This is a genomic window from Methylocystis sp. ATCC 49242 (genome assembly GCF_000188155.2).
Lineage (GTDB): Bacteria > Pseudomonadota > Alphaproteobacteria > Rhizobiales > Beijerinckiaceae > Methylocystis.
In genome coordinates this window covers 1,712,233-1,733,904 of the sequence record NZ_KE124774.1, presented here as the reverse complement: position 1 = coordinate 1,733,904, position 21,672 = coordinate 1,712,233, and the positions used below count along the sequence as shown (strand labels likewise).

22 protein-coding genes and 3 pseudogenes are annotated in these 21,672 nt (G+C 60.2%); 10 read left to right on the top strand and 15 right to left on the bottom strand.

What is annotated here, in order from left to right:
- Window positions 1-105 precede the first annotated feature (105 nt).
- Together MET49242_RS10645 and MET49242_RS10640 are read right to left on the bottom strand one after the other, a co-directional pair.
- Window positions 106-726, bottom strand: coding sequence for a hypothetical protein (locus MET49242_RS10645; RefSeq protein ID WP_144259580.1), 621 nt, complete (start codon window positions 724-726; stop codon window positions 106-108).
- A 13-nt stretch (window positions 727-739) separates the two neighbouring features.
- Window positions 740-1,084: a hypothetical protein gene (locus tag MET49242_RS10640; RefSeq protein WP_036282838.1), complete on the bottom strand. Its 345-nt coding sequence runs from the start codon at window positions 1,082-1,084 to the stop codon at window positions 740-742.
- Window positions 1,085-1,366: 282 nt separating this feature from the next.
- Between MET49242_RS10640 and MET49242_RS24965 the strand changes: the two genes are divergently transcribed.
- Window positions 1,367-1,603 carry a hypothetical protein gene (locus MET49242_RS24965; RefSeq protein WP_144259579.1) on the top strand — a complete coding sequence of 79 codons (237 nt, stop codon included), beginning with the start codon at window positions 1,367-1,369 and terminating at the stop codon, window positions 1,601-1,603.
- 58 nt (window positions 1,604-1,661) lie between these two features.
- Window positions 1,662-2,474: an IS5 family transposase gene (locus tag MET49242_RS10630; protein WP_036279258.1), complete on the top strand. Its 813-nt coding sequence runs from the start codon at window positions 1,662-1,664 to the stop codon at window positions 2,472-2,474.
- On the opposite strand, the gene MET49242_RS10625 is transcribed toward MET49242_RS10630, so the two are convergent.
- Together MET49242_RS10625 and MET49242_RS24960 are read right to left on the bottom strand one after the other, a co-directional pair.
- On the bottom strand, window positions 2,390-3,106 hold the full coding sequence (locus MET49242_RS10625; protein WP_144259578.1) for a hypothetical protein: 717 nt from the start codon (window positions 3,104-3,106) through the stop codon (window positions 2,390-2,392). The two genes, MET49242_RS10630 and MET49242_RS10625, sit on opposite strands and share 85 nt — an antisense overlap.
- Window positions 3,107-3,353: 247 nt before the next feature.
- Window positions 3,354-3,551 carry a hypothetical protein gene (locus MET49242_RS24960; RefSeq protein WP_144259577.1) on the bottom strand — a complete coding sequence of 66 codons (198 nt, stop codon included), beginning with the start codon at window positions 3,549-3,551 and terminating at the stop codon, window positions 3,354-3,356.
- A gap of 18 nt (window positions 3,552-3,569) precedes the next feature.
- Between MET49242_RS24960 and MET49242_RS24955 the strand changes: the two genes are divergently transcribed.
- The 4 genes and pseudogenes from MET49242_RS24955 to MET49242_RS24940 all read left to right on the top strand — a co-directional run bounded on the left by MET49242_RS24955 (window position 3,570) and on the right by MET49242_RS24940 (window position 6,583).
- Window positions 3,570-4,115 carry a hypothetical protein gene (locus MET49242_RS24955; RefSeq protein WP_144259576.1) on the top strand — a complete coding sequence of 182 codons (546 nt, stop codon included), beginning with the start codon at window positions 3,570-3,572 and terminating at the stop codon, window positions 4,113-4,115.
- 805 nt (window positions 4,116-4,920) lie between these two features.
- A pseudogene (locus MET49242_RS24950) lies at window positions 4,921-5,028 on the top strand (IS1595 family transposase); the annotation flags it as partial.
- Between the two features lie 479 nt (window positions 5,029-5,507).
- On the top strand, window positions 5,508-6,071 hold the full coding sequence (locus tag MET49242_RS24945; RefSeq protein ID WP_144259575.1) for a helix-turn-helix transcriptional regulator: 564 nt from the start codon (window positions 5,508-5,510) through the stop codon (window positions 6,069-6,071).
- Window positions 6,071-6,583 carry a hypothetical protein gene (locus MET49242_RS24940; RefSeq protein ID WP_144259574.1) on the top strand — a complete coding sequence of 171 codons (513 nt, stop codon included), beginning with the start codon at window positions 6,071-6,073 and terminating at the stop codon, window positions 6,581-6,583. Before MET49242_RS24945 ends, MET49242_RS24940 begins: the two co-directional genes overlap by 1 nt.
- A gap of 135 nt (window positions 6,584-6,718) precedes the next feature.
- Here MET49242_RS24940 and MET49242_RS10605 read toward each other — a convergent pair whose 3' ends face one another.
- The 4 genes from MET49242_RS10605 to MET49242_RS10590 form a co-directional block, all read right to left on the bottom strand.
- Window positions 6,719-8,059: a primase-helicase family protein gene (locus MET49242_RS10605; protein ID WP_210162335.1), complete on the bottom strand. Its 1,341-nt coding sequence runs from the start codon at window positions 8,057-8,059 to the stop codon at window positions 6,719-6,721.
- Window positions 8,060-8,082: 23 nt separating this feature from the next.
- Complete coding sequence (locus MET49242_RS10600) at window positions 8,083-8,853, bottom strand: toprim domain-containing protein (protein WP_158497285.1); 771 nt, start codon at window positions 8,851-8,853, stop codon at window positions 8,083-8,085.
- A 110-nt stretch (window positions 8,854-8,963) separates the two neighbouring features.
- Window positions 8,964-9,224, bottom strand: coding sequence for a hypothetical protein (locus tag MET49242_RS10595; protein ID WP_144259572.1), 261 nt, complete (start codon window positions 9,222-9,224; stop codon window positions 8,964-8,966).
- Between the two features lie 117 nt (window positions 9,225-9,341).
- Complete coding sequence (locus MET49242_RS10590) at window positions 9,342-9,572, bottom strand: helix-turn-helix domain-containing protein (RefSeq protein WP_051134123.1); 231 nt, start codon at window positions 9,570-9,572, stop codon at window positions 9,342-9,344.
- A 145-nt stretch (window positions 9,573-9,717) separates the two neighbouring features.
- Here MET49242_RS10590 and MET49242_RS10585 point away from each other — a divergent pair, with 145 nt between their 5' ends.
- Window positions 9,718-10,368 carry a hypothetical protein gene (locus tag MET49242_RS10585; protein ID WP_036282828.1) on the top strand — a complete coding sequence of 217 codons (651 nt, stop codon included), beginning with the start codon at window positions 9,718-9,720 and terminating at the stop codon, window positions 10,366-10,368.
- The gene (locus MET49242_RS10580; RefSeq protein WP_036282826.1) at window positions 10,365-11,555 is read left to right on the top strand and encodes a site-specific integrase; all 1,191 of its coding nucleotides are present in this window, start codon (window positions 10,365-10,367) and stop codon (window positions 11,553-11,555) included. The genes MET49242_RS10585 and MET49242_RS10580 overlap by 4 nt, the downstream gene beginning before the upstream one ends.
- Before the next feature lie 233 nt (window positions 11,556-11,788).
- Here the strand turns inward: MET49242_RS10580 and MET49242_RS10575 are convergent, their stop codons facing one another.
- A complete protein-coding gene (locus MET49242_RS10575; RefSeq protein ID WP_144259571.1) occupies window positions 11,789-12,112 on the bottom strand; it encodes a hypothetical protein in 324 nt (107 codons plus the stop codon).
- A 1,069-nt stretch (window positions 12,113-13,181) separates the two neighbouring features.
- Here MET49242_RS10575 and MET49242_RS10570 point away from each other — a divergent pair.
- Entirely contained in the window at window positions 13,182-13,457 is a 276-nt protein-coding gene (locus MET49242_RS10570; RefSeq protein WP_036282821.1) for a hypothetical protein, read from the top strand.
- 21 nt (window positions 13,458-13,478) lie between these two features.
- On the opposite strand, the gene MET49242_RS24935 is transcribed toward MET49242_RS10570, so the two are convergent.
- The 5 genes and pseudogenes from MET49242_RS24935 to MET49242_RS24210 all read right to left on the bottom strand — a co-directional run.
- Window positions 13,479-14,036, bottom strand: coding sequence for a hypothetical protein (locus tag MET49242_RS24935; protein WP_144259570.1), 558 nt, complete (start codon window positions 14,034-14,036; stop codon window positions 13,479-13,481).
- Between the two features lie 295 nt (window positions 14,037-14,331).
- Window positions 14,332-14,538 (bottom strand): annotated as a pseudogene (locus MET49242_RS10560) (IS4 family transposase); the annotation flags it as partial.
- Between the two features lie 36 nt (window positions 14,539-14,574).
- A complete protein-coding gene (locus tag MET49242_RS23325; protein WP_158497284.1) occupies window positions 14,575-16,632 on the bottom strand; it encodes a carbohydrate porin in 2,058 nt (685 codons plus the stop codon).
- Between the two features lie 295 nt (window positions 16,633-16,927).
- Window positions 16,928-17,668 carry a DUF4239 domain-containing protein gene (locus MET49242_RS10550; RefSeq protein WP_036282816.1) on the bottom strand — a complete coding sequence of 247 codons (741 nt, stop codon included), beginning with the start codon at window positions 17,666-17,668 and terminating at the stop codon, window positions 16,928-16,930.
- A 239-nt stretch (window positions 17,669-17,907) separates the two neighbouring features.
- Window positions 17,908-18,830: pseudogene (locus MET49242_RS24210) on the bottom strand (IS3 family transposase); the annotation flags it as partial.
- A 226-nt stretch (window positions 18,831-19,056) separates the two neighbouring features.
- Between MET49242_RS24210 and MET49242_RS10540 the strand changes: the two are divergent.
- Window positions 19,057-19,971, top strand: coding sequence for a M55 family metallopeptidase (locus tag MET49242_RS10540; protein WP_202804163.1), 915 nt, complete (start codon window positions 19,057-19,059; stop codon window positions 19,969-19,971).
- A 389-nt stretch (window positions 19,972-20,360) separates the two neighbouring features.
- Here MET49242_RS10540 and MET49242_RS10535 read toward each other — a convergent pair whose 3' ends face one another.
- A complete protein-coding gene (locus tag MET49242_RS10535) occupies window positions 20,361-21,656 on the bottom strand; it encodes a glycoside hydrolase (RefSeq protein ID WP_036287673.1) in 1,296 nt (431 codons plus the stop codon).
- Window positions 21,657-21,672 lie beyond the last annotated feature (16 nt).

Below are 21,672 nucleotides of genomic sequence, written 5' to 3'. Positions count from 1 at the left end.
TCTCCCGCTAGGGGCCGCGGAACCGGAAACGCGGCCCCTCATCCAGAACGGCCTCGGCGCCATCCAGCGCTCGCCCGGTTTCCTCCGGGGAAGCCGCCCTTCAAATCACGCGGCGAGTTTTTCGAAATCTTTAGTGTCGAATCCGGACTCCCGGCGCAGGTCATCCGCCGCCACCTGCAGCGCGGCCCGCGCCTCGGAGTAGGAACGCTCGAGCATGGCAATCTGCGCCAGCGGCTCGGAATAGGCCGCCTCGACGGCCGCATCAGCCGCGCGCGACCATACATCTTGCGGGAGCCCCGAAAGATAGTGAGGCGCGCCCAGCACGGCCTCGCTGATCAGCGGGTCATTCGTCGAGCTGACGAGCTTTAAGCGCTCAATCTCGGGCAGGCTGCGAAGCCACGTCCTGACTTCGGTCTTGCGCGCCTCGGGGAAATTCTCCGCCTTCAAAACACGATCACGCAGCACGCCGCGTTGCTTCACCGCGTCAGCAAGCCGCTTGTCGACGCTCGCCTTCATCTGCGAGAGATGCGCGACCGGGCCCGACTTCAGCGCCTTTTCAACTGCGGCGTCCGCGCCGATCTTGCTCAGCGTCGGGTCAGCCCGAATCGCCCGGGCTTTCTCGCGAAAGCCGTCCACAACTCCAAATGCACTCGGGATAAGGTCGGCGAGGTCGACGGGGTGTCCCGCGGGCAATCTGCCGATAAACATTTCAGCCTTGGGGTTCATTTTGCGCTCCAATTTAATCGGCGGTGAACGAAGCGAGATAGTTGGCCGTGGCCGCCTTGATCGCCCCAAACCAGTCAATCCCGTCATTCGGGAAATACGTGGGGTGCGCCAGCGCGCCGGCGGATGGCGGAGCCGTGCCAAACGTCCGAATGTCGCTCGGGCCCTGGCCGAAATGCGCGCCGTTCATTGTTTCGTCAGGATTTGTTGGCGGGGTGGCCAATCCGCGCACGTTGCCGTTTTGGAGCGTCGCGTCGAGCGCGGCTAAATCGATCCATGCGGCTTGCAGTTCCGCCGCTGCCGCCGCGTATCTCGCGCCGGCGACTTCGCGGGCGTTGAGTAGCTCTGCCAATGTCGTCATGTGGTTCTCCTAAATTTGCAGGGGTTCGACGACCATGCGGCACCCTCGCCGAACAACCGCGGCAACCATCGCGCCGGCAACCGCGTTCGAAAGGTCGTCATGCGCATCGCGCGGGTGATCAATGCGGTCTCTGCCAGACGGCGCCGTGCGACGCTCCAAGGCCGCGAACTGCGAGACCATGCGTCGATTGTCGACCAGCCGGACGCGGCCGCTCGTGAATAGCGGCAAGGCCTCGATATAAATCTGCGATCGATCGCGCTCGCTGAATTCGTAGCGAATCCCATGGCGCGCGAAGGCCTCGACCGTGAAGCCGGGCGCGTATCGGTCGCCAGTGACGGAACGCACGCCATAGCCTTTGAGAATCGACGAACACTCAGCAGCTGCATCCTGCGGATTGAAAAGGGGCCGGACCTCGTGGACGACGTCGACAACGGCAACGTCGTTCTCGGTGTGAGCAATCGCGAGCGCGAAACTGTCCTTGCCCGTGCCCGACGCCGGGTCGCAGAAACCAACGTATGAGTAGCCGAGCCTAGAGGGTGTTATGTACTTTGGTGATTGATTGTCTTAGTAGAATCGGATGTCTCCGATTCGCAAACCTTATCCGTCTGACGTCAGCGACGAAGAATGGTCGCTGGTTGCGCCTTATCTGACGCTCATGGACGAAGGCGCGCCGCAGCGTCAACATTCGCTGCGCGAGCTGTTCAACGGCCTGCGTTACGTGCTGCGCTACGGCATCGCCTGGCGCGCCATGCCCAACGATCTGCCGCCATGGTTCGCCGTGTATCAGCAATCGCAGCGCTGGCTGTCGGCGGGCGTGTTCGAGGCGCTTGCGCAGGATCTGCGCGCCCAGTTGCGCGTCGCTTCCGGGCGGGCGGCGGAGCCGACGGCGGCGATCATCGACAGCCGCACCTTGCGCTCGACCCCTGAGAGCGGCCCACGAGCGGGCTATGACGGCGCGAAGCGAAAGCGCGGCTCGAAGCTGCACATGGCAGTCGACACATTGGGCCATTTGCTGGCGTTGCATGTCACGCCGGCGAATGTCGATGACCGCGCCGAGGTCGGCAAGCTCATCGCAGCCGTGCAGGATGTGACAGGCGAAAGCGTCGAACTCGTTTATGTCGATCAGGGCTACACCGGCGAAAAGGCGTCCGAGGCGGCGAAGGCGCAAGGCGCCGAACTGTGCGTCGTCAAACTTGCCGAAGCGAAGAAGGGCTTCGTGTTGCTGCCCAAGCGCTGGGTGGTCGAGCGTTCATTCGCCTGGGCGACGCGATGCAGGCGGCTCGTCAAAGACTACGAGCGCTATGCTCAGACCCTCGCAGGACTCCACGTCGTCGCCTTCGCATGTCTCATGCTCAAGCGCGCAGCAGATTTCATGATCCAAGGTGCATAACACCCTCTAGGCGGCCGGGTGACGATGGTCGGGTCAACCGCCGCCTCGATCAGATCCAGACCGAGAAACCCGCTGATGTCGTCGCGAAACTCCGCGAGCCATTCCGCCCGCGCCGCCGCCGGGTCTTCAGCCATCGCCTGGTCAATCTCGGCCTGGTCCAGCGTCGGATTCATAACGGCGCTGGGGGCGCGTATCACGAGCGTGTCGCCGTCCCGGCCGTAGGCTTGCCTATGCTTCGCGTGTAGCAGCCCAGCGCGCCTGTAGGGGCTGGAAATGCCGATCAGCATCGCTTCGGGCAGCGTCGCCATGCCAGGTTTGAGCGCGCGATAAAGCTCGAGGTCCGGCGACGCTGAATTTTCGTCGCGCCAGTATGCGATTTCGTCCAGAACTGCACAAAGGATGGTCCGGCCTCGGACGGCGCGGAAGTCGTTTACGCCGACGTAGATGTCTACGCCGTTGCTCAACTCGAGCCCGTCCTTCGTCTCGCGCGTCACCATCGCGCGCAGTGGCTCGAGTTCCGCGAAGTATGCGCGCACGTAAGAGAGCACGATCCGCGCCTGGTCTTTGTCACAGGCGAGGCACAAGCACAAAGCGCGCTCGCCAGGCCGCAGCCGGTCCGCGCCGTCGAACATTGCCGCCGACCAGGTTACGATCGCAGAGGCAATCGAGTCCTTGCCGGCGCGCCTGCCGCAAACGGCCCACAACTCCCGCGCCCGCCTCGAGGGCGGGTCTCGGTCAGCCACGGATCGGAAGAAATCCGCCTCCGCCTCCGTCATTGGCAAGCCATGAGCCGCCTTCAAAACGACGCGCCACGGATCCCACGAAGCCCCCGGAAACCATCGGCCGAAAAGCGCGGGGTCATCCATCGCCTCAACGATATTAAGCATCTACGGCCGCCTTTGGGCGATTGGCGAGGAAGTCGGCGAGCGTCTGCGGCTTCTGCGGCTCGGCGGCCTTCGCCTCTTTCGCTGCGCGCAACACTGTTTCCTGCTTGGAGATCAGGCGGGCGAGCGAGACAATTCCGTCTCGGGCCTTTGCGGCCTTCCAGTAATCAAGGCCAAGGGCCTCGATCTGCATTTGCTCAAGGGTCGCCCTATGTGCGGCGACTTCTTTCAGGCGCGGGATATCGGCGTCGCCGAACTCGGCCACGAGGGCGCGGAAGTGGGCCGAATATCTCCGCCCGGCGCTTGTGCGAAGGTCCAGCCCGTCAATCCGATGCGGCTTCCCGTGCCGGCCGAACTGCTTCCGCTTCCTCTTCGCCCCGCCTGCTTCAGCTGTGTTGGTCATATGTCACACCAAATGAATGTGATTTGGAAAATAATCCACATCCTTGGAATGTGCAATATGTTCGCAGATTGTTCGCGCATTGCGCTCGCAGGATCGGCTCATTCCGAAAACCGCCGATTTTCGCGTAAATATCTGTTTTCTAAGCTGCAATCGTTCGGAAACGCGTTCAAACGTTCGTTTTCTCTCGCTCGCGACTTTGTAAAATTGCGCGTTGTCATAAATTGCAATCGCGCGGAATCTCCCGGAAATGCGGGGGTTGCGGCGATTTACAATGTAATTCGACGCGAAATCTCCCGCAGGATGCCACGGCCCAGCACACGCAAGATCCGTGGTGCTAAATTCGACCGCCGGTGACGATGCCGATTGGCAGTGGCGTGCCAGTCCGCGCAGGAAACGAGCGGCGTCGCTTTCCGACCATGCCGAACTGTCGGGCGCTGATCCGATCGCGGAGGCAGCGAATGGCCGTGGAGCGTGACTTTATCGCAGACGGCGCCGCCGCCGTTATGCACGATCTTCGGGGCGTCAGGGCTTGACCGCTAACCGACGCCCCGACCGGTGGGCCGCCCACTACCCGCCCCTCGGTGGGCGGCCTTCACCCTCCAGACCAGACAGCGCGCAGGATTGCCAGAGAAGCCCGCTGGCGCGTCTAACCTATGCCCGAGCCACTATAAGCCGCGAGACGGAAACCGCATCAGGCGGGCTCTATAACCGCGTTTCCGGGCGTCGATTGGTTTCCCGCGAACGAAGGGAAGCCGGGACTGCAAGTTTGTGGCCAAACGGCAAAGGTCGTGACCCGAGGAAAATTTCGTAGCGTGGGCGGAAGTGTGAGGCGGGCATTTCCCCCCGTCTGGCTCACTCGTTACGCTAAAGCTCATGGTGACAGGGGGTGACAGGGGGTGACAGGGTGGCGAAACGGGGGTGTCACCCGCTGGCACGTTGTTTTTATTTTATCGATATCTTCTGATGACAGGGTGACAGGGTAAATGGATAAAACCGTATAAAAATCTGTGGGTGAGAGCCGACTGAGCGGTTTTGGGTGTCACCCCTGTCACTCGGCGACTTATTTTCTTATTTTCAGTATCTTAATAGGTGACACCGGGGGCGTCATGGGGGCGTCATCGGGGTGTCACTGGATGTCACCCTGTCACCGGTCTGCCGCAGTCGCCGTGTCAGCAATGGCGAGCAACATCTGATGGTTGCTAATGCCGCGCTGACGCATCCTGCGTCGCGTCAGTGGAAGGGTTGTTGGCAGCGCTCCGCCGATTGACGCAATCCTATCAGCATCAGATACGTTAGGGGTTGAGAAATGATTTGAGCCTATCTCTTGGCCCCAGGAATTGACTTTTATGTCAATCGTGCAATATCTGAAGACGCATGAGGATACCGGGGCGCTCCGAAGGGTGTGGCCTCCAAAAGGGCATGCCGCCAAGAGAGGGGCATTTCTGACGGCTCTAGCACAGCGCGCTGTCGACGACGGGAACTCTGCAATCAACGTATTGGGCCTTAGGCCATACGTTCAGGTGGCACTCGAAAGATGGGTTATTGGCGCTCCGATGCGTGTGCGGCTATCTGGAACCAAGCCAGGGGCAAGCTTAGCGCGCCTTGACCCAGCGGAGGGGGAGATATGGGAATTCCGTATAACGGAACCTGTGAACCAAGTCAGGGTCTTCTTCCGGTTCGCGCGCCCTGACTTCATCATCGTCACAGGAATGAACACCAAGCGCCTATTGGGTGGCAAGACTTCCAATGAGTGGAGGAACGCCATGGCGCAATGCGCGGCTGAATGGGACAAATATTTCACTGGTTTGGAGCCGCATTCAGGGGAAACCGTTCATGATTACGTCACCGCAAATGTCAGAGACATTAACGCCAGAGCATAAGGCAGAAGAGCGCCGCACGCTTGGCTTTGCGCGCGTGCGTGAAGCGATTTTTGATGCGGTCGATAGCCTTTGGCAGCAGCGCCAGCTTGAAGGGGTGAAGAAAAAGGACCTTGCCGAGGCTATCGGCTACCATCCTTCCCAGATCACGCGAGCGCTGGCTGGCCCCGGGAATTGGACCCTGGAGACCGTTGGCGCTCTTGTTGAGGCCATGGACGGCGAGCTTCATGTTGAGGTGAGGCCGCGTGAATCCTGCATGGAGAATTACGACATATATGCCGACCTTATAGACGGGGTGGCTCACAAATTCTGCCCAGCTATCCTGATCGTAAACGAAAACTGGCCGCATGTTGACGGCATTTATAATCGAGCTACGGCAAGCGCAAAAAGAAACCTAACTTCAAATGTTTGCATAAAAAGAGAGTCTTTCTGATGCTACCAACTCCGCCAGCTTGGGGGTTTTCTATTTTTTGTGACGACATACGGCAGGAACTGCATGGCAAGTATAGCATCATTGGGGTTTATGCTTCTGATTTAATATTTGAAGGGAATTTCCCGCTCATTATTCCAAAGCTCGGGATAGTAGTTAAATATTATGAGCGCGCAGATACTAAGTTTTCGTCTGATGTAATACTTTCTGTTCACATGCCAAGTGACGCAGATAGGCCGCAATCTATATCGAAGACAATCCCAAGATCCGCATTTGCATCTACGCCGATTGACGAAGCAATGCCTATGCACAATGGCGACGATGTTGTGCCGATGGTCTCGATCACAGTGCCATTCCTACTATCTCCTGTTTTTATAAACAGCGGAGGCAGAATAAAAGTAAGAGCAACGGTAGGAGATGAGGTTGTAAGGCTTGGCACCTTAATAATAAGGCAGGCGAAAGAAGATGAATCTAAAGCACTTCTAGCCGATGCGAGCCAACAGACCAAATCCTGATACCTTTGCGCTTTCCCATCCCTGAGACACGCCCCCGCTTTTCCTGCATCCGTATAGCCTGCACAATCCGGTAATTGATGGCCTTACAGCACGGGTGGCCCTCACCCATTCCCTCGGTGGGGAGGGGACGCATCCTCAATGCTTGACCGATTGAACGCGATCGCGGGCCCAGATGGACGCGAGGCAGCTCTCGACACAGGGCAGTGCGTAGCGCCGATCTGATTTAGTGCGTGATCGTTCGAGCCCGGCTTTTCCAAATACTTCGCCAAGATTGCCGATCGGCGTCGGCTTCGGTGCGACTGGCGACCTGACGCTCTTTTGCCATTCCGTGTAAGCGTCTCTCAGCGTCGCGAACGAAAAGGATTCGCCCTCGACCCATTCAATCCATCTGTTTTCATCGGGGTGCATAGCGCCGATCAAGCGCCCCGTATGACAGCATTCCTCCAGCCACTTGCGTGCGTCATAGGGGTTAATCGACAGTCTGATCATTTTGTCCTTTACGGCGTTGTTCTTGGGAACATCGCGGAAGGGAACGAAGCCGGACACGTCGAGATTGAGCAGGTAATGCGCGAAGGCTTCGCGGCCGCCGCTATTGATCTCCTCCATCAAGGTGGAGAAGTAGGCGACATCGCCGACGCGATGCGGGCTTACCTCCAGCGCCCAATAGCGGGCGTCGTGCTCCTCGATGAAGGCGGCGTTCTCGTGATTAGACGCCAGCCAGAAATTTAGGGCGACCGGGCATTGAACGATCGGCAGGCCCTTTTCCTCAATCCCCGTGCCGGTCGCCGTAGACAAGCTTTTGATTCCGTCTGCGGCTTTCCTATCCCCAGAAAACAATACTTCGTCGAGAAAGACGAAGGCGCAGCCGCGAATCTTGGAATTGAACCGCCCGAGGATCTGATCAGTCTGGGCGGCGCTGAAGCCGCTTTGCCCGTAAATTTTCGTCATTACCCCGTCGAGCAAGACGCCTTTGCCGACCTGCTGCTGCTCGCTTTTTAGAATGACGATGATGCGCGACGGCTCGCCAATGTTCTGGATTTGCCAAGCCAGCAGCTTCAGCATCGCGTCGGCGTCGGTTTCATTGCCCGAGCAGATCACCTCGCGAATATGAGAGATGATGCGATCGCAGTTGCCGGGCTTTGGGACGACGCCAAACCCGCGGAAAAGATTGATCGTGTCATCTGGTATTGCCTTGCTTGTGAACGCCGCGCGCCGGTAGACATGGCGCCGCGCGTGCTCCGTCCAGAATTTGAACGCCGACGTATAAATAGGCTTGCCGTCCTTTTCGCCTACAACGACGACTTCGCTGGCAAGGCGGCGCTTCAAATCGCCGTCCTGAATCGGAAGGAAATCTTCGCGGGAGACATAGACGCTTGGTGATCCCGCCTGCTGGAGTAGCGCATACCGCGTGTTGAGATCGTCGAACGTCGTTACCCGCTTGAGGACGCCGCCAATCGTTACGGTTTCGTCCGCCACGCGGATTTTTCTGACGGGCGCGTTCATGCCGCCACCTCCGCGCTGTTGGCGGCGCGCAGTACGTCGTTAAAATCGCCGTGCGGGGCGTCTGGGAAACGAACGGATACGCGAATGTCGGGATGCGCCTCGCGGACTCGCGCAGCAGCGGCGCGGCCTGGCTCGTCGGCGTCCGCGAAGACAATCAGATGACGCAGATTCTTCGGGATGGCGACGCGACTCATTCGCGAGGCTCCGAGGCAAGCCCAGGTCGGCACGCCATAGAGCGCCATCGCGCTCAAAGCCGTCTCGACGCCCTCGGAGAGCCCGAGCACTTCGTCGACGTGATCGAGCCTCACGGCGCCAGCGCCGAGCGCGCCATACGTGCGGCGAGGCGTCGCGACCTGCGCCTTTCGATCGCCGCGCGGGTCCAAAAACGTCAGCTGACACGCGACAAGGCGACGGTCGGGCGCCTGCACGGCGGCCATCATCGCCGGCAAATAAACCCGTCCCCGCATGTATTCCGCAGCGGCCAGGTAGCGCAGCGACGGCGGCGCGTAACGGATGCCGCGCGCTATCAGATAGCGCTCTGCCGGCGTCCCTTCGATCGGCACAGCCTCGCGCCACAGCGCCAGCGCGCGTTCATCCGGCTCATGCAGCGGTTCCGGCGCCGGGCGCCGCGGCTTCGGCTCATTGCGGCTCGCCGGTCGGTCATCGAGCAGGCCGCGCCGGCGCAGAGAGTCAAGCACTTCGACGGGCTCACATCCGGCGAAGCAATGGACGAGCAGGCGTCCGTAGTCGCCGTCGCAAATGGACAATGACGGGGCGCGGTCGCCGCGCCCCCTTCCGTGGTCATCGCATGGACAGCGACATAGCCAGCCGTGGCCGGATGGGAAGCCGCGCAGCGAACGGGAGATCTGCGCCGCCGTCATTCGCACAAGCGTCCGCTCGCGTAGAGATCGAAAAGGCGAGCGTTTCCTTTCGCTAAAATTTCGTCCGCGACTTGCAGAATTTTGGCGTAGTCGCGCGACTGCGCGACGATCCCCGGCATGTCGGCGTCGTCGGTTTCAAGCCAGAAAGTTCGCGAGCCGTCTGGATTTTCGCGGTGGTCGAGCACCAAAAATTCGGGCTTAATTCTTGGAAATGGGATGATTTTTTGGATTGACTTGGTTGTTGTTTTGTTGGACATTGCCAATACGCCGCATAGGCGTTCCCTATTTTAGCAGGTGGGGGAATTCCGCAAGTTTTCAGAGACTTGCGGGCAGAGTTAAAGGCCGGATCGTGCCACCGATCCGGCCTTTCTCGTTTACGCGGCCTTGCCGCCTTTCGTGCCATTCGCCTCGAGATCAGAGAGATGCTTGAGCAGCGCTGATTTTCTCGCGAAAATCTTTTTGCCGATCCTGAAGCTAGGCAGATGGCCGCGGGCGATCAGATGATAGACGCGGCGCTTGTCGTCGTGTTCTCCGAAGAGAAAAATGGAAATCTCGTCAGCGCCCTCGAGGAGGTCGTCGGCGATCGAATTAGGGCTCTGGTTCATTGCTCCTCCGTTTGACTAAAGCCAAACCGTGACAGGATTGTCTAGAAACATAACATTGTGGTTATGCTTTGATCTTCCTAATCGCAATTGACACGAAACACAAGTCTGTGGTTACGCCGTTGCCGATCTTGAGGAGTTTGGCGACGTGGCGACCTATTCGCAGACAATGGAACTGCTAAGCCGGCTCTACTGGGGAAACCCCGATGTCGTTAAAGGCGCGCTTCGAGGGCGCGTTCAAAATCTGCAAAAGCTCGGAATCCCGCGGGGCGATAAGCCTGGTAAGGGCGGGAGGGTGGATTACGGACGGAACGAAATTTACACGCTCATTTTCGCCATGGAACTATTCGAGATGGGCCTAGGGCCCGCGCAAATACAGGTCATCGTGAATGTTTATTGGGAGCGCAAGATAGGTCCAGCGTTTCGCGAAGAATGGGAGTCGCCCACGACCGCGGAATGCAATCTGGACGCCTGGCCTTACGAAGTCGAACACCTCCGCCTTTTTATGGTCTTCAATTGCATGTCTTCGGTTTGGAAACCAAAGATTGGAATGCGCGCCGAGAACTTTAAGATCGCAGCGCCAACATTCCCAATCCAAGGGGAAATATCGGGACCGGGCAAGGTCGTTAACGTCGGCAATCCGTTGCAAGAGGTGTGGGCTATTCGCGTTCGCGGAAAGGACGTGATCGGCCCAATTTTGGCGATGGAGGAAGGTTCGGGAAGTCGTCACGTTTCGACAATGAATCTCTCGAAGATCGTCGCTCAAGTTGAACGAGAGCTTGCGGAGATTGAAAAATGAGCGTCCGCAAGCGCACTCGTCGCACCCGCAAGGGCGAGGAATATGAAATCTGGCTCGCCGATTATACCGACGCCGGTGGGGTGCGGCGGCAGAAGAGTTTCAAGCGGAAGGGCGACGCCGTCAGATGGCATGAGAGCGCCCGAGTCGACGTTAGGGCAGGGGTCCACGTCGCCGACAGCGCGACGATAACCGTGCGTGAGGCAGCGCGCTTGTGGATCTCGAGCTGTGAAGGGCGACAGCTCGAGCGAACGACCGTTGAGGCTTACGAGCAACACATTCAGTTGCATATTCTCCCTGCGATGGGCACGACGAGGCTTTCGGCAATAACGCCGCCGATGGTCCGCGCGTTCGAAGACGCGATGCGAGCCGGCTCGGCCCCGTTCGACAAGCCCCGCTCGCCGGCGATGATAAAGAGGATCGTGCGCAGCCTTGGATCGATGCTCTCCGACGCCCAGGAAAGGGGCCTGCTCGCGAAAAACGTCGTCCGCGACGTTCGCGCGCGTCGCCACGCCGGCATCGAGCGGCAGGCGGAGGCGCGCCAGCGCGGCAAGATCAAGGTTGGGGTGGACGTTCCCACGCGGGATGAGATCCGGGCCATTCTGACGGCCGCGAAAGGACGCTGGCGGCCATTGCTGATGACGGCGATTTTCGCCGGCCTGCGCAGCTCCGAGTTGCGTGGCCTCCATTGGGGTGACGTCGACCTATCGCGCGGGGAAATCCACGTCAGACAGCGCGCAGACCGTTACAAGTCGATCGGTGCGCCCAAGACGGTCGCCGGCGAGCGGGTTGTCCCAATCCCGCGTGCCCTGGTGAATGTCCTGCGCGAATGGAAGGTCGCCTGCCCGCCGGGCGACCTCGTCTTTCCTACGGGGAAGGGGACGATCGAGCTGCATCAGAACATTGTGAACCGTGGGCTAAAGCCCGTTTGTGTCGCCGCCGGTGTCGTCACGAAGGAGGGCAGGGCGAAATATACCGGGCTGCATAGCCTCCGGCATTTCTGCGCCTCTTGGATGATCAATCGAAAGGAAGACGGCGGCCTCGCGCTCCCGGCGAAGATCGTTCAAGAGCGGCTCGGCCATTCGAACATCAGCGTCACGCTGGATACATATGGCCATCTTTTCCCGCAGCATGATCACGCGGACGAACTGGCGGCAGCTGCGGATTTGATCTTAGGAAAGGGCGAGTAGACGCGGCGCGTGCGCGGCGCGGATTGAGAAAACCCTTATAGAACAATGATCACGGCCGGACTCTGACTCCGTTAATCTTGGTTCGAATCCAGGTCCCCCAGCCACTATTTTTCTAATAAAATCAGATATTTGCAAATTCATGTCACGGCGCACCTGCGCCTGTGTCACTTCGGTGTCACCAAATGGTCGACGCGTATCCCCACATTCAGCCGCCCGAAATTGCGATCGGCGCGTCACTCCATGGCCTTGGTCACTGAGGTCGCTTCTTGCGCCCGATTCTCGGAAATAACCCTTGCGCCGTGTCGAAGCACGATTCGGCTTTTGGGACGCGCGACGACAGAGGCAGTAAACGCGGCCGTTGCCACATGGAGGTTCTTCGCGGCCGCAATGACCTCGGACCCACCATCCGGATCGATGGCTGTCACGATAAAGGGCAACTCGCCGGCTTCCCGCTGATCCAGCGACTCGGCGTAGCCCTCGAGCGCCATCCCGACGAAAAGCGAGGTCGTCGGGCTCAGCCGAATGCCAGCCGACCGATCCGAGATCTCGCCCGCCAACCATCTGGAATAGTCGCTCGTGTTCTCAGGGATGCGCCGTCTCGCCATGTGAACAAAGAAAGAACAAATTGACGGATGGCGTCAAGCCTGTGAGGAAGTCCGTCACTGGGCCCAAGCAGGGGGTACACAGTCGGAAGCCAGATTGGTGTCGGAATGGTGTCGACACATTGAGCGCCATGACACCCTTGACGGAGGGCGCGCGAGCAGCTGTCTGACCCGCGGCCTGGGCGGCGCTTGGGCCCTATCGCGCATCGCCCGCTCACGTGCCATGAATAGGACAGACAGCGGCCGAACCTCCAGCCGTGGGCTTCCATCTACCAATACTGGCGATGCCCATCTTTGAGCACGGCCGAGCGGTCGATATGGCCGGAGGGCGGCAGGAGCCGATTGAGGGTGTCATGGGAGGCGTCCAGGTTCTACAAGGGGCGTTTCCGACTGCGCGGAGGGGCGATCAAGAGGCCGTGGAGCGTTCCTGCGCTCTGCGGCTTCGCTTTTTGAAATGCCCGCGCGTCCGCTGGAAGAAGCAACCGCGTCGCCGTATGAGGCGCAGGACGCGGGCAAACCGTGTCTAATTCAGGAGTGGCAAAATCTGGCCGCACGGCGCGTAAAGTCAAGGTTTGACGATGCGCGCGGCCAGATTGTCTAGTTACAGCACGAGAATCGCCGACATGGCGCCGACGGCGGCGAAGAGCGCCAGCAGGAATAGCGCTTGAAAGCCAATGCTCATCGTTTTCACTCCCTTTCGCCCGTCCTTTCGCGGGCGGCTCGGGATATGCGCGGAAGGCGCTGCACTTCATGCGGCGGTTGATCGCACCGTCGGCATTGATCGCACCGGCCGCCAGTCGAAATCGGGCGCCTGCTTAGTTTGCCAAAGGGCCGCCTTCATGCGAGCCTACAAATAATTCCTCCCGCCGACCCGATCGCAGGCGCGAAGTGCATTGCCGCGCTGTAGCGGCGATGTAACGCGGCAAGGCATGGCATGGCCTCTAAATGAGGCCGAGGCGGCGCGAGCGAGATCGGGGCGTCCGCCCGGCCTTTCGTTATCAGCAAAACGAAAGGCAGAGCTTAAATGAAACATTACGCCTACGACCGCAATGGCGGCCACGCCAAGAGCCACGTCCGTGACGCTTTCCTCGAGGCGATCGAGCTGTTCATCAACTGTCGGCCCGGCGCGCCCGAGCCGACAGTTGAGTTCGAAGAGCGTCAGATCACGCTCACAGAGGCGTGCGGTCTGGTGTGGAACTGTAGCGACGTACTGCCAGGTGACTATTGCAGCCTGTTCAACGAACGGCTTGGCAGCTACGTGGCGGCGGCGCGCGTCATGAAGCGCGCGCTCAGCGGCTAAAAAGAAGCGCGGGCGGCGATACTACTTGTCGTCGCCCGAGCTCTTGTTCGGCGGCGTGAATTTTTCCTTGTATTTCATGACTTCCGCAAGAGCGACTTTGCCGACGTCGGGAATGTCCTTGATCTGCTTGCGCGCCGCCGCCTCGTCATCCGGCTCGATGCGAAGCGCGACCCGAAGAAGGGCCGCACCTTCAAGCATCCGCAGCTTCAAAATTGGGTTGAGGAAAACCGTCCGGAGTTGGTGAAGCACTGCCTGACGATCATTCAGGGCTGGATTGCCAAGGGCAAGCCGCGTTGGAAGGGCGAACCGCTCGCGTCCTACTCGGCGTATTGCTCGATCATGGGCGGCGTTCTGGACGTTGCCGGGCTCGGGCACGCGTTCCTTGTCAATCGTGATCTGGCGCAGGAGGGCGCTAACCCGGAGCGTGACGCTGAGATTGCATTCACCTCCGCCATGTGGCGCATGTATGGCAGCGACGAATGAACGGCTGGCGGCAAGATGAAGGCTGGCGACTCTTCGCGCGACACGCCGCTCAGCCTGATCACCCAGAACGAAATCGACATCAAGCTGTATGGCCACGATGACTCCACCGCAAACATCCCCGGCCGCCCTCCCGAATCGAATCCGGAAAAGCTCAGCCCCAAAGTGGCCGGGTTTTACGCCGCCACGCGGTCACACAACGCGCCGCTCATTGGCTCGAGTATTGCGCCGCCGCGTACACGCGCCGAATCTTCGCAATCGTTTCCACAACCAGCATCCCAACCTCGGCCTCCCTCCCGTCAGGAGGCCACTGTGGACCCTTTGCCCCGGGGGGCCCGATTGGATGCAAATCACCCCAAAAGCGGGGTCCTTATTCCATGCAACTTCACAAATGCGTTCTCCGCTTGGTGGTGTTGACCTTGAGATCACGATCCATGCCGAGGCTTTCGCCTGCCGCGCCGAGCAGCGTCAAAAGTAAAATAGCGAAGGCGTTTAAGAGAAGAAGTCTGTCGCGTCGATGCGGATCGGCGATGCGAAGAATGCCTAACCCCATGCCGAAGCGAGGGTCCTTTGTGTCGCGAAAGCTCGGCTCCATTGTCCAGTAGGGACAGGTGCAAATCCAAAACGCGACCCGCGATCAAAAGAGCGTACGAAGCCTGACGCCCCCGACGACCACGCTCGACGCCTGCGGATTGTCAGCAGGAGCGAAGATGATTTGCAGATCTGGGGTCAGCTGCGTATCGGGCGTGAGGGCGAGGCGATAGAACGCCTCGAACCCATATTGGTCGCGTTTGGGATTGCTAACGGGCTCCGCCCAGGAAAAGGCCAGCCCAAAGCGATCCGATTGTCGGTCAAAGGGCTTTTCCACGCCCATCCCGACCGCAAGGGACTGACGCACGCGCAAGCCTGCCCCATAGCCATAGGAATAGCGCGCGAACGGGACGATCTTAGTCTCCGAGTCGACTTCCTGCTCAACGTGAAAGGCGATCCCCTGGCCGCTTGGCACATCTTGGAGTTTCAGCCGATCCCGGTGCCAAAGCGTAACGAAGTAATGTCCCGTGCCGGTCTTGCTCTTACCCCGCTTGACGCCCAGGCTGAGCCCATAAAAGAACTCGCCGCGTTCGGGATGTCCCGGCTGATAATTTGAGCCGTTGGCGTCATTTAGGCCCAGGAGAATGTAAACGTCTTCTGGGAGCGCGACGGCGGCGGCCGCACCTAAGCCCGCGCCGGGCAGCGCCATGGCCGGCGTACTCGAGAGCGTTGTGTTCAGGAAGCTATCATTGGAGCTGACGAAACGCCCCCGTTTCCAGACATTCGACGGCTTCATGCGGCCGATCCGATACATCAGCCCGTCTTCGCGAGACCCCTGCTCCCAATAAAGCTCGGTGAGCGAATAGGCGTATTTGTTGAATCCGTTCGCGGTCCCCCAGATGGAGCCGATTTCGTCTCCGAGCCGTCCGGGCGGCACAAGGGTGAAGGGATGGCGCCATTCGGTGGCGAAGGCGATCGCCCGCGGCCAGCGCGCGCCGGGCGGGCTTAGCCGCAGCCTTCCGAAGAAATCGAGATCGCCGCTCGCCCCTTCGTTTTGCGCGGGCCTGAGCGGCCGGTCCTCGTTTTCGATTTTTTGAGTGAGCGAGAGCATGCGGTTCGCGCTCAGGTAGAGCGAGGTATAATTGAGCCCGAGGTCGAGCCCGATCTCTTCCTGCAGGCGTTTGTCCAGCAGTTTCCAAGCCTCGTGAAGGGGCGAAAGCGGCCCGAAGGGCAACAGCGACGCGGGTCGCGCCTTCGCCTCGGCGAGCTGCTGGGAGACGTCGTTTGGCGATCCCTGAAGAGGGTTTCCGTGATGCGATTCGTCTGGCTCCGCAGCGTCGTCATTGATTGCGAAGAGCGGAGCGGCCGCCGAGCTATAGGTTTGCGGTCGGCTCCACTCAAAGCGGTAGTTCACGCCCGCGCGGAGCAGATGGCCATTGAAACGGGTCGATAGGCGCGTGACGGCGAGAAGGTCGATCATGGAGGCGGAGTTGAAATAGGCGAGCCGATCGATCCGAGGGGTACCGAGCCGCAGCGTCCCGAGGTCGTAATAGAGGTATTCAAGCTTCCCGCTGACGTGCCTTCCAAACGCCGCCTCGAGCCCGCCGCCGATGACAAAGCCCATCAGATTGCCGTAATGTTCACCCTCGACCTCGGCGTCGTCGAAATCCGAGGACGTCAGGCTCTGCTCCAGTTCGATCCCAGCCCGCGCCCGGCCATGGGCGATGCCGCCCGTCGCATAGAGCAACAGGGTTGGCGTGGCGGCATAGCCGAACCGTCCGCGAAGCGTGGCAATATACTCGAGGTTGCGTCGGAGCGACGCGCTGGTCACCGCCCAGGCGGGCGGCGCGAGGCGGGCCGCTGCCACATTGGCGAGGCCGCCGCCGCCATCGACGCTGGCACCCTGAATATCAGCCTCTACGCCCACGACAAACTGCTTGGCGAACTGCCAATTATAGCCAACCTGTCCGCCGGCGAATAATCCGTTGAGCCTTGCGTCAGCGACGCCGGAAGCGCTCAGAGCTGAAGCAGGGCCGAAGCCAATGGTCGTGAGATCGACCAGATTGGTCGAGCGGAGCCCGATCGCGTTTTTCGAGGCCCAAGCGTGGCCGAAGTTGGCGCCCGCGTAAAGGCCGGTCCAGGTGAACACGGAAGGCGGTGCCAACTGTCCTCCCTCCATCGCGCCGGGCTCGGTGCCTGGAACAGGCGTCAGCCCCAGGACGAGCACGATCGCCGTTGTTGCTGCGCTCCGAAGTGGACTAAGGCGTTCGATCATCAGCCTTGAACTTCACCAATTTACCATTCGCTGACTCAGTCGTTGCTTACGCCGCGTTGGATAACCTCTCGTCCAAGAACCTCTTCGCACTTGCATTGGCCAAAACCGTGGCGGCCATCTAGAACAAAGCCGCAAAGGATGCGTGCGCCATCCTCCCTTCCTTCCCAGAAAAATCGCGTTGGTCTTATCCACCGATTTGCGCCAGCGCGTGGCGCAACGGGGCGTCGGAGAGTCGCATGATCCCTTCAAAGGGCATGCTCAGCTCAATGATAAGAAAAATAGCGCCCGAGAAAGAAATCGCGCCCAACAGCAGAGCTGCTATCACCGTGCCATTCCAACGAGTAAAGAGGCCGAAGCCCAAGAAGAGCGCGCCTATCCAGAATATTAGCACCGCCAGGAACGGTTTGGGGAGCGCGTCCTCGGCCTGTTCTGCCATCAACAGTCGAGTTTGCAGAATACCCGCCGCCACCTCCATGGTTCGACGATGCAAGATTTTCCCAGTCTCGGTCTTGGGAGTTAGACCCTGGAGCTGCTCTATAAATTTGATGGCTGAGTCAACATTTGCCGGTCGCGGGCCTCCCCGCGACCAGATTCGGTCATGGGCCCCCTTGACCGCGCTTCGTAGTTCGTCGCGCGCCCCTTTGGTCTCCGTTCCATAGGATGCCAGCAGTCTATCGAGCAAGACAATGTTGGCTGAGACCGATTGCAACTCATTCCTCTGCGTATTGTAGGAGTTATTCGCCGAGCCTATAAGCAGACCAAGGATCAGCGCTGACATGGTGCCGATCAGACCCATCACAAGCTTGATAACCTCCTTTGAATCTGGGTCCAAATGGCTTTGCAATCTGGCATGCAGAAGCAGGCCAACAAGTGCAGTGCCGGATGCGCTGCCGAGCACGACGGCAGCAACGGATAGCGAATTCATTGAGCCTCCTCTTCCCCCCTCAAAGATTGCTGAAACTTTTACAGAGGGGTGGGGGAATGGCCAAGGCAGAAAAAACGCTCTTTGTCGATGCCCCCTCAAAATTAAAACCCTCTTCCGCCGACTGGGCCTTATCGCGAGGCTGCAGTTTGGATACAATATGGGTTAATGTAATTAACCTGCCAGCACCGCTGATTGGCCTGCTGCCGATTTCGTGGACGCCGAGTTAAGTTACCCCCAACTTCTTCGAATTTAACCGGGCTGACGTAGCCGATCGGCGAATGCCTGCGGACAGGGTTGTAGAACCGCTCGACGTAATGGAAGACATCGGCGCGCGCGTCGTCACGCGGTAGATTTTCTTTCCGATCCGCTCGGTCTTCAGTGAAGAGAAGAAGCTCTCCATTGCCGAATTGTCCCAGACATTGCCGGATCGTCTCACCGAACAAACGACGCCATTGTCGCCCATCAGGCGCTGGAACTGCTCGCTCGTATTGGCTGCCCCTATCGGAGTGACGGAGCAGGGCGTCCGGCTTGCCGCGCCGCCAGAGCGCCATCATCAACGCATCCGTGACGAGTTGTCCGTCGTCCTTCGGCAGGCTACGGCGACGCGGTCGCGCCCGGAAGGCGTTCGCCCGCATCAACCGTTCGATCGTGTGCAGGCTGCAGGAGAAGCCTTCCGCCAGGACGTCCCGACAGACACGGCGGGCGCCATAGGTGCGGGCGCCGCCCAAAGCTCCCGCGTATTTTCGCCGCCAGTCGGCGAACGCCCGGACGCTCGACCCGCGACGCAGCCAGGCGTGAAAGCCCACCGGGGGACGTCCAGCGCTTCGCAGAGCCACGCCACCGGCCAGACGCTCCGGTGCTTCGCGATGAAAGTGCACCTCATTTCGCTTCGCTCGCGAAGAAGACTGCGGCCTTTTTTTAGGGTGTCGCGCTCCGCCCGTAGTTTGGCGACTTCACGGCGCAGCCGCTCGATCTCCAGTTGCCCGGGCGTCTGCTGGCCGCGCCCGGGAAAGGCCTGCGCTGGATGCGCCGTCAACTCCTGCCGCGACAGGTTCTCATGCACATCTAGATCGCGGCAGGCCTGCGCGACGGAGATGCCGCGCTTCTTAACCAGCCGAACGGCTTCTACCTTGAACTCCCGACTGAATATCCGTCTCGCCATAACCAACCTCCGGCCTCATGAAACAACGTTGCTCGGCTTCCATGAAACTGGCAGCAGGCCAGACCACCCAGCAATGCTTGTGGTTTGGGAACTTGACAAAACAGCCCTAGCCAGACCTAAATCGCTCTTAGAACGCCTGTCCACAGACCTCGCACTCGGAAGGTCAAGGTAGACAAGAATTGGGAACCTTTCATTCGACCGCGGGAATGCGTGATGGGATCACGCGTTGCCGACGCCAAAGTATCAAACGATCGGCCAGTTAAAGGACACGCGCCTGATGGTTGGAAAGATTCTCATTTCGGCCGACATGGAAGGAACCTGTGGGGTTGTCTCCTGGACTCAGGTAATGCCGCCTGAGGTGGTCGGCGGTTCCGAGCCACACTCGCAGGACCGCTACCTTCGTACCAGACGGCGTATGACGGCCGAGGTGAACTCGGCGGTCGAGGGTGCGCTGGCAGGAGGTGCCGAAGAGGTCATTGTCAACGACGGCCACGACGGGAAGCGAAATCTGATCCCGGAAGAACTCCACCCGGCGGTCCGCTTCCTCAGCGGCAGCGACATGCCGCTGAGGATGATGCAGGGGGTTGATCTAGAGGGAATCGCCGGCGTCTTCTACACCGGTTACCATGCCAAGGCTGGCACCTCCGCCCCCCTAGCGCACACCTGGTCGAGGTGGCTGAATGATGTCCGTATCGACGGCGTCTCGACCGGTGAGTTCGGTATTAACGCGGTCGTAGCTGGGCACTTCGGCATCCCGGTGATCCTCATTGCCGGCGACGACAAGGCGGTAGCCCAGACTCAGGCGCTCCTCGGCGAGCAGGTCATCGGCGTCGTTGTCAAGGAGGCGATCAGCACCTACGCCGCCCTCCACCTCCACCCGCGCAAAGCCCAGGCGCTCATTCGGGAGGCCGCGGAGCAGGCCGTGCGCCGCCTCGAGGCGGCGCGGCCCTTCACGCTGCCGACAGGTTGCGTCGTCGAATTGGAGTTCGATCACCAAGCGCACGCCGATCAAGCTGCCCTCGTTCCCGGCGTGTCCCGCGCGGGCGTGCGAACCGTGGCCTGGGTCCCAGAGGACGGCGAGCGTTTCATCTATACCTTTAACGCCATCATGCGGTGCGCAACGATTCGCACGCCGCCGTAATCCCGATCGACGTCAGCTGTGCCATGCAGTCGCCAGCGGTGCCCCTTTCGATGCCTCTGGCTACGCTAGTATGGACCGAGCGCTATCGGATGGCTGCAATATTCAAAATGGACTTTGACGCACTGCCGGAGCCCCCGTCTCTGCTATGCCTCGTCGAACGGAATCGACGGCGAGCGCTAGCGATCCACTTCATACGACGCTTTTTTTACATGTTGAGTTCCCGGTGCAGCCCGCGACCGGATTTTGCTATCCGGTTGCGGGAACGCGTCGCCCGTCTTCTTGTTTGCGCCATCTACGCTGAGGAAGGCCAAACGGACCGTCTCACCCACCGTCGCAACCACTCGCAACGGTGTGCCTCAAGAACGCACGTAATATCGACCGCCATGCCGTTACCGATCATTCAAGAGGCGCTCCGGCACGTACTCCTTATGTGCGGCCACCATTTCGTCGTAAAGCGCCTCGACTCTCCCCATTTTCATGGAAAGCGGATTGGCCAGGAGCGCTTGGATCGCGTCCCGGCGACTCCCATCCCAAGCCGCCCGGGCGGCGAGCATCTGGTACTCGGCCAGGGCGTGGACCAGGCCAGTCACTGGCACCGGCACGGTGCCCATCGCCAATGGCGCGACGCCAGAGGCATCGGCTACCCCGAGCGTCTCCACCACAAGCTCGTCGGGGAAACCAGGGATCGCGCTCCGGTTCGGGACGTTGACTGGGAGAAGCGCCCGGCGATCGTTGAAGATGGCGTCAATTACGTCGATCGCCAGTTTGATGGGGCGACGCGAGCGGTTTGGATCGAGTTCCGGGCAGTCGCACTTGGCTTGCTCGAGGTAGTGCGCCCAGTAGTCAGGTATCGCGCCCATGATGTCCTGCGCGCGGGTCGTCGGCTTGGCCCGTAGCTCGGCCAGGATCTCGTCCGTGAAGTAGTAATACATCGCGTACTTGCTGGGGATCGATCCAGTGGCGAGCGCGATCCGCCACATCCGGCGCAGGGCCGGCTTGATCTGCGCGTCGTCGCGGCGCTCCTTCCACGCCGCAGCCAGGAGCGGCATGATGTCTTGGTCATCGTAGCGGTGGCGGATCGACCAAGAAGCGTGATTCAGCCCGATTGAGCGAACGTCGAGCCGCGCGGGGTCGAGCCCCGCCGCTGTCGCTAACTCAGCTGGGTCGGAGATCGGTCCCCCGCAGAGTGAGACGATTGGGATCGTCGTGTTCTCGGATACAGCTTGCGACACGATATTCGCGGGGTTCGTGTAGTTGATGATCATTGCCCGCGGGGCGACGCGTTCTAAGTCTGCGATAATCTCCTTCATGACCGCGACCGAGCGTAGGGCCAGGAAGAGGCCACCTGGCCCCTGCGTCTCCTGGCCGACGAACCCGTGCCGGAGAGGAATGCTCTCGTCGAGGTAGCGCGCCTGGAAGCCACCAGGCCGGAAACAGGTGAGGACGACATCGCAGTCCATCAGCCCACCGCGGCGTTCAGTCGTCGCCGAGATCGTCAACTCGAGACCCCGGCACCGCGCCATGCGCTCGGCGAGGAGTTTGACCACGGCGAGGCGATCGGCCTCAAGGTCGATGAGGACGATCTCCGAGCCGGCGAAGTTCTCACCCTGGTTGATGAGCGCAGCCAACGTTCCAGGGGCGCGAGTGCTCCCGCCTCCGACATAGGCGATTTTTATTCGTGCCAATCCTCGCCTCCCGTTG

What these genes read in the sequence shown, in the direction of transcription:
- MET49242_RS10645 (WP_144259580.1), bottom strand. Translation starts at nt 726, where the DNA reads ATGAACCCCAAGGCTGAAATGTTTATCGGCAGATTGCCCGCGGGACAC.
- MET49242_RS10640 (WP_036282838.1), bottom strand. Translation starts at nt 1,084, where the DNA reads ATGACGACATTGGCAGAGCTACTCAACGCCCGCGAAGTCGCCGGCGCG.
- MET49242_RS24965 (WP_144259579.1), top strand. Translation starts at nt 1,367, where the DNA reads ATGGCGCGCGAAGGCCTCGACCGTGAAGCCGGGCGCGTATCGGTCGCC.
- MET49242_RS10630 (WP_036279258.1), top strand. Translation starts at nt 1,662, where the DNA reads ATGTCTCCGATTCGCAAACCTTATCCGTCTGACGTCAGCGACGAAGAA.
- MET49242_RS10625 (WP_144259578.1), bottom strand. Translation starts at nt 3,106, where the DNA reads ATGTTCGACGGCGCGGACCGGCTGCGGCCTGGCGAGCGCGCTTTGTGC.
- MET49242_RS24960 (WP_144259577.1), bottom strand. Translation starts at nt 3,551, where the DNA reads ATGCAGATCGAGGCCCTTGGCCTTGATTACTGGAAGGCCGCAAAGGCC.
- MET49242_RS24955 (WP_144259576.1), top strand. Translation starts at nt 3,570, where the DNA reads ATGTGCGGCGACTTCTTTCAGGCGCGGGATATCGGCGTCGCCGAACTC.
- MET49242_RS24945 (WP_144259575.1), top strand. Translation starts at nt 5,508, where the DNA reads ATGAGTGGAGGAACGCCATGGCGCAATGCGCGGCTGAATGGGACAAAT.
- MET49242_RS24940 (WP_144259574.1), top strand. Translation starts at nt 6,071, where the DNA reads ATGCTACCAACTCCGCCAGCTTGGGGGTTTTCTATTTTTTGTGACGAC.
- MET49242_RS10595 (WP_144259572.1), bottom strand. Translation starts at nt 9,224, where the DNA reads ATGTCCAACAAAACAACAACCAAGTCAATCCAAAAAATCATCCCATTT.
- MET49242_RS10590 (WP_051134123.1), bottom strand. Translation starts at nt 9,572, where the DNA reads ATGAACCAGAGCCCTAATTCGATCGCCGACGACCTCCTCGAGGGCGCT.
- MET49242_RS10580 (WP_036282826.1), top strand. Translation starts at nt 10,365, where the DNA reads ATGAGCGTCCGCAAGCGCACTCGTCGCACCCGCAAGGGCGAGGAATAT.
- MET49242_RS10570 (WP_036282821.1), top strand. Translation starts at nt 13,182, where the DNA reads ATGAAACATTACGCCTACGACCGCAATGGCGGCCACGCCAAGAGCCAC.
- MET49242_RS10550 (WP_036282816.1), bottom strand. Translation starts at nt 17,668, where the DNA reads ATGAATTCGCTATCCGTTGCTGCCGTCGTGCTCGGCAGCGCATCCGGC.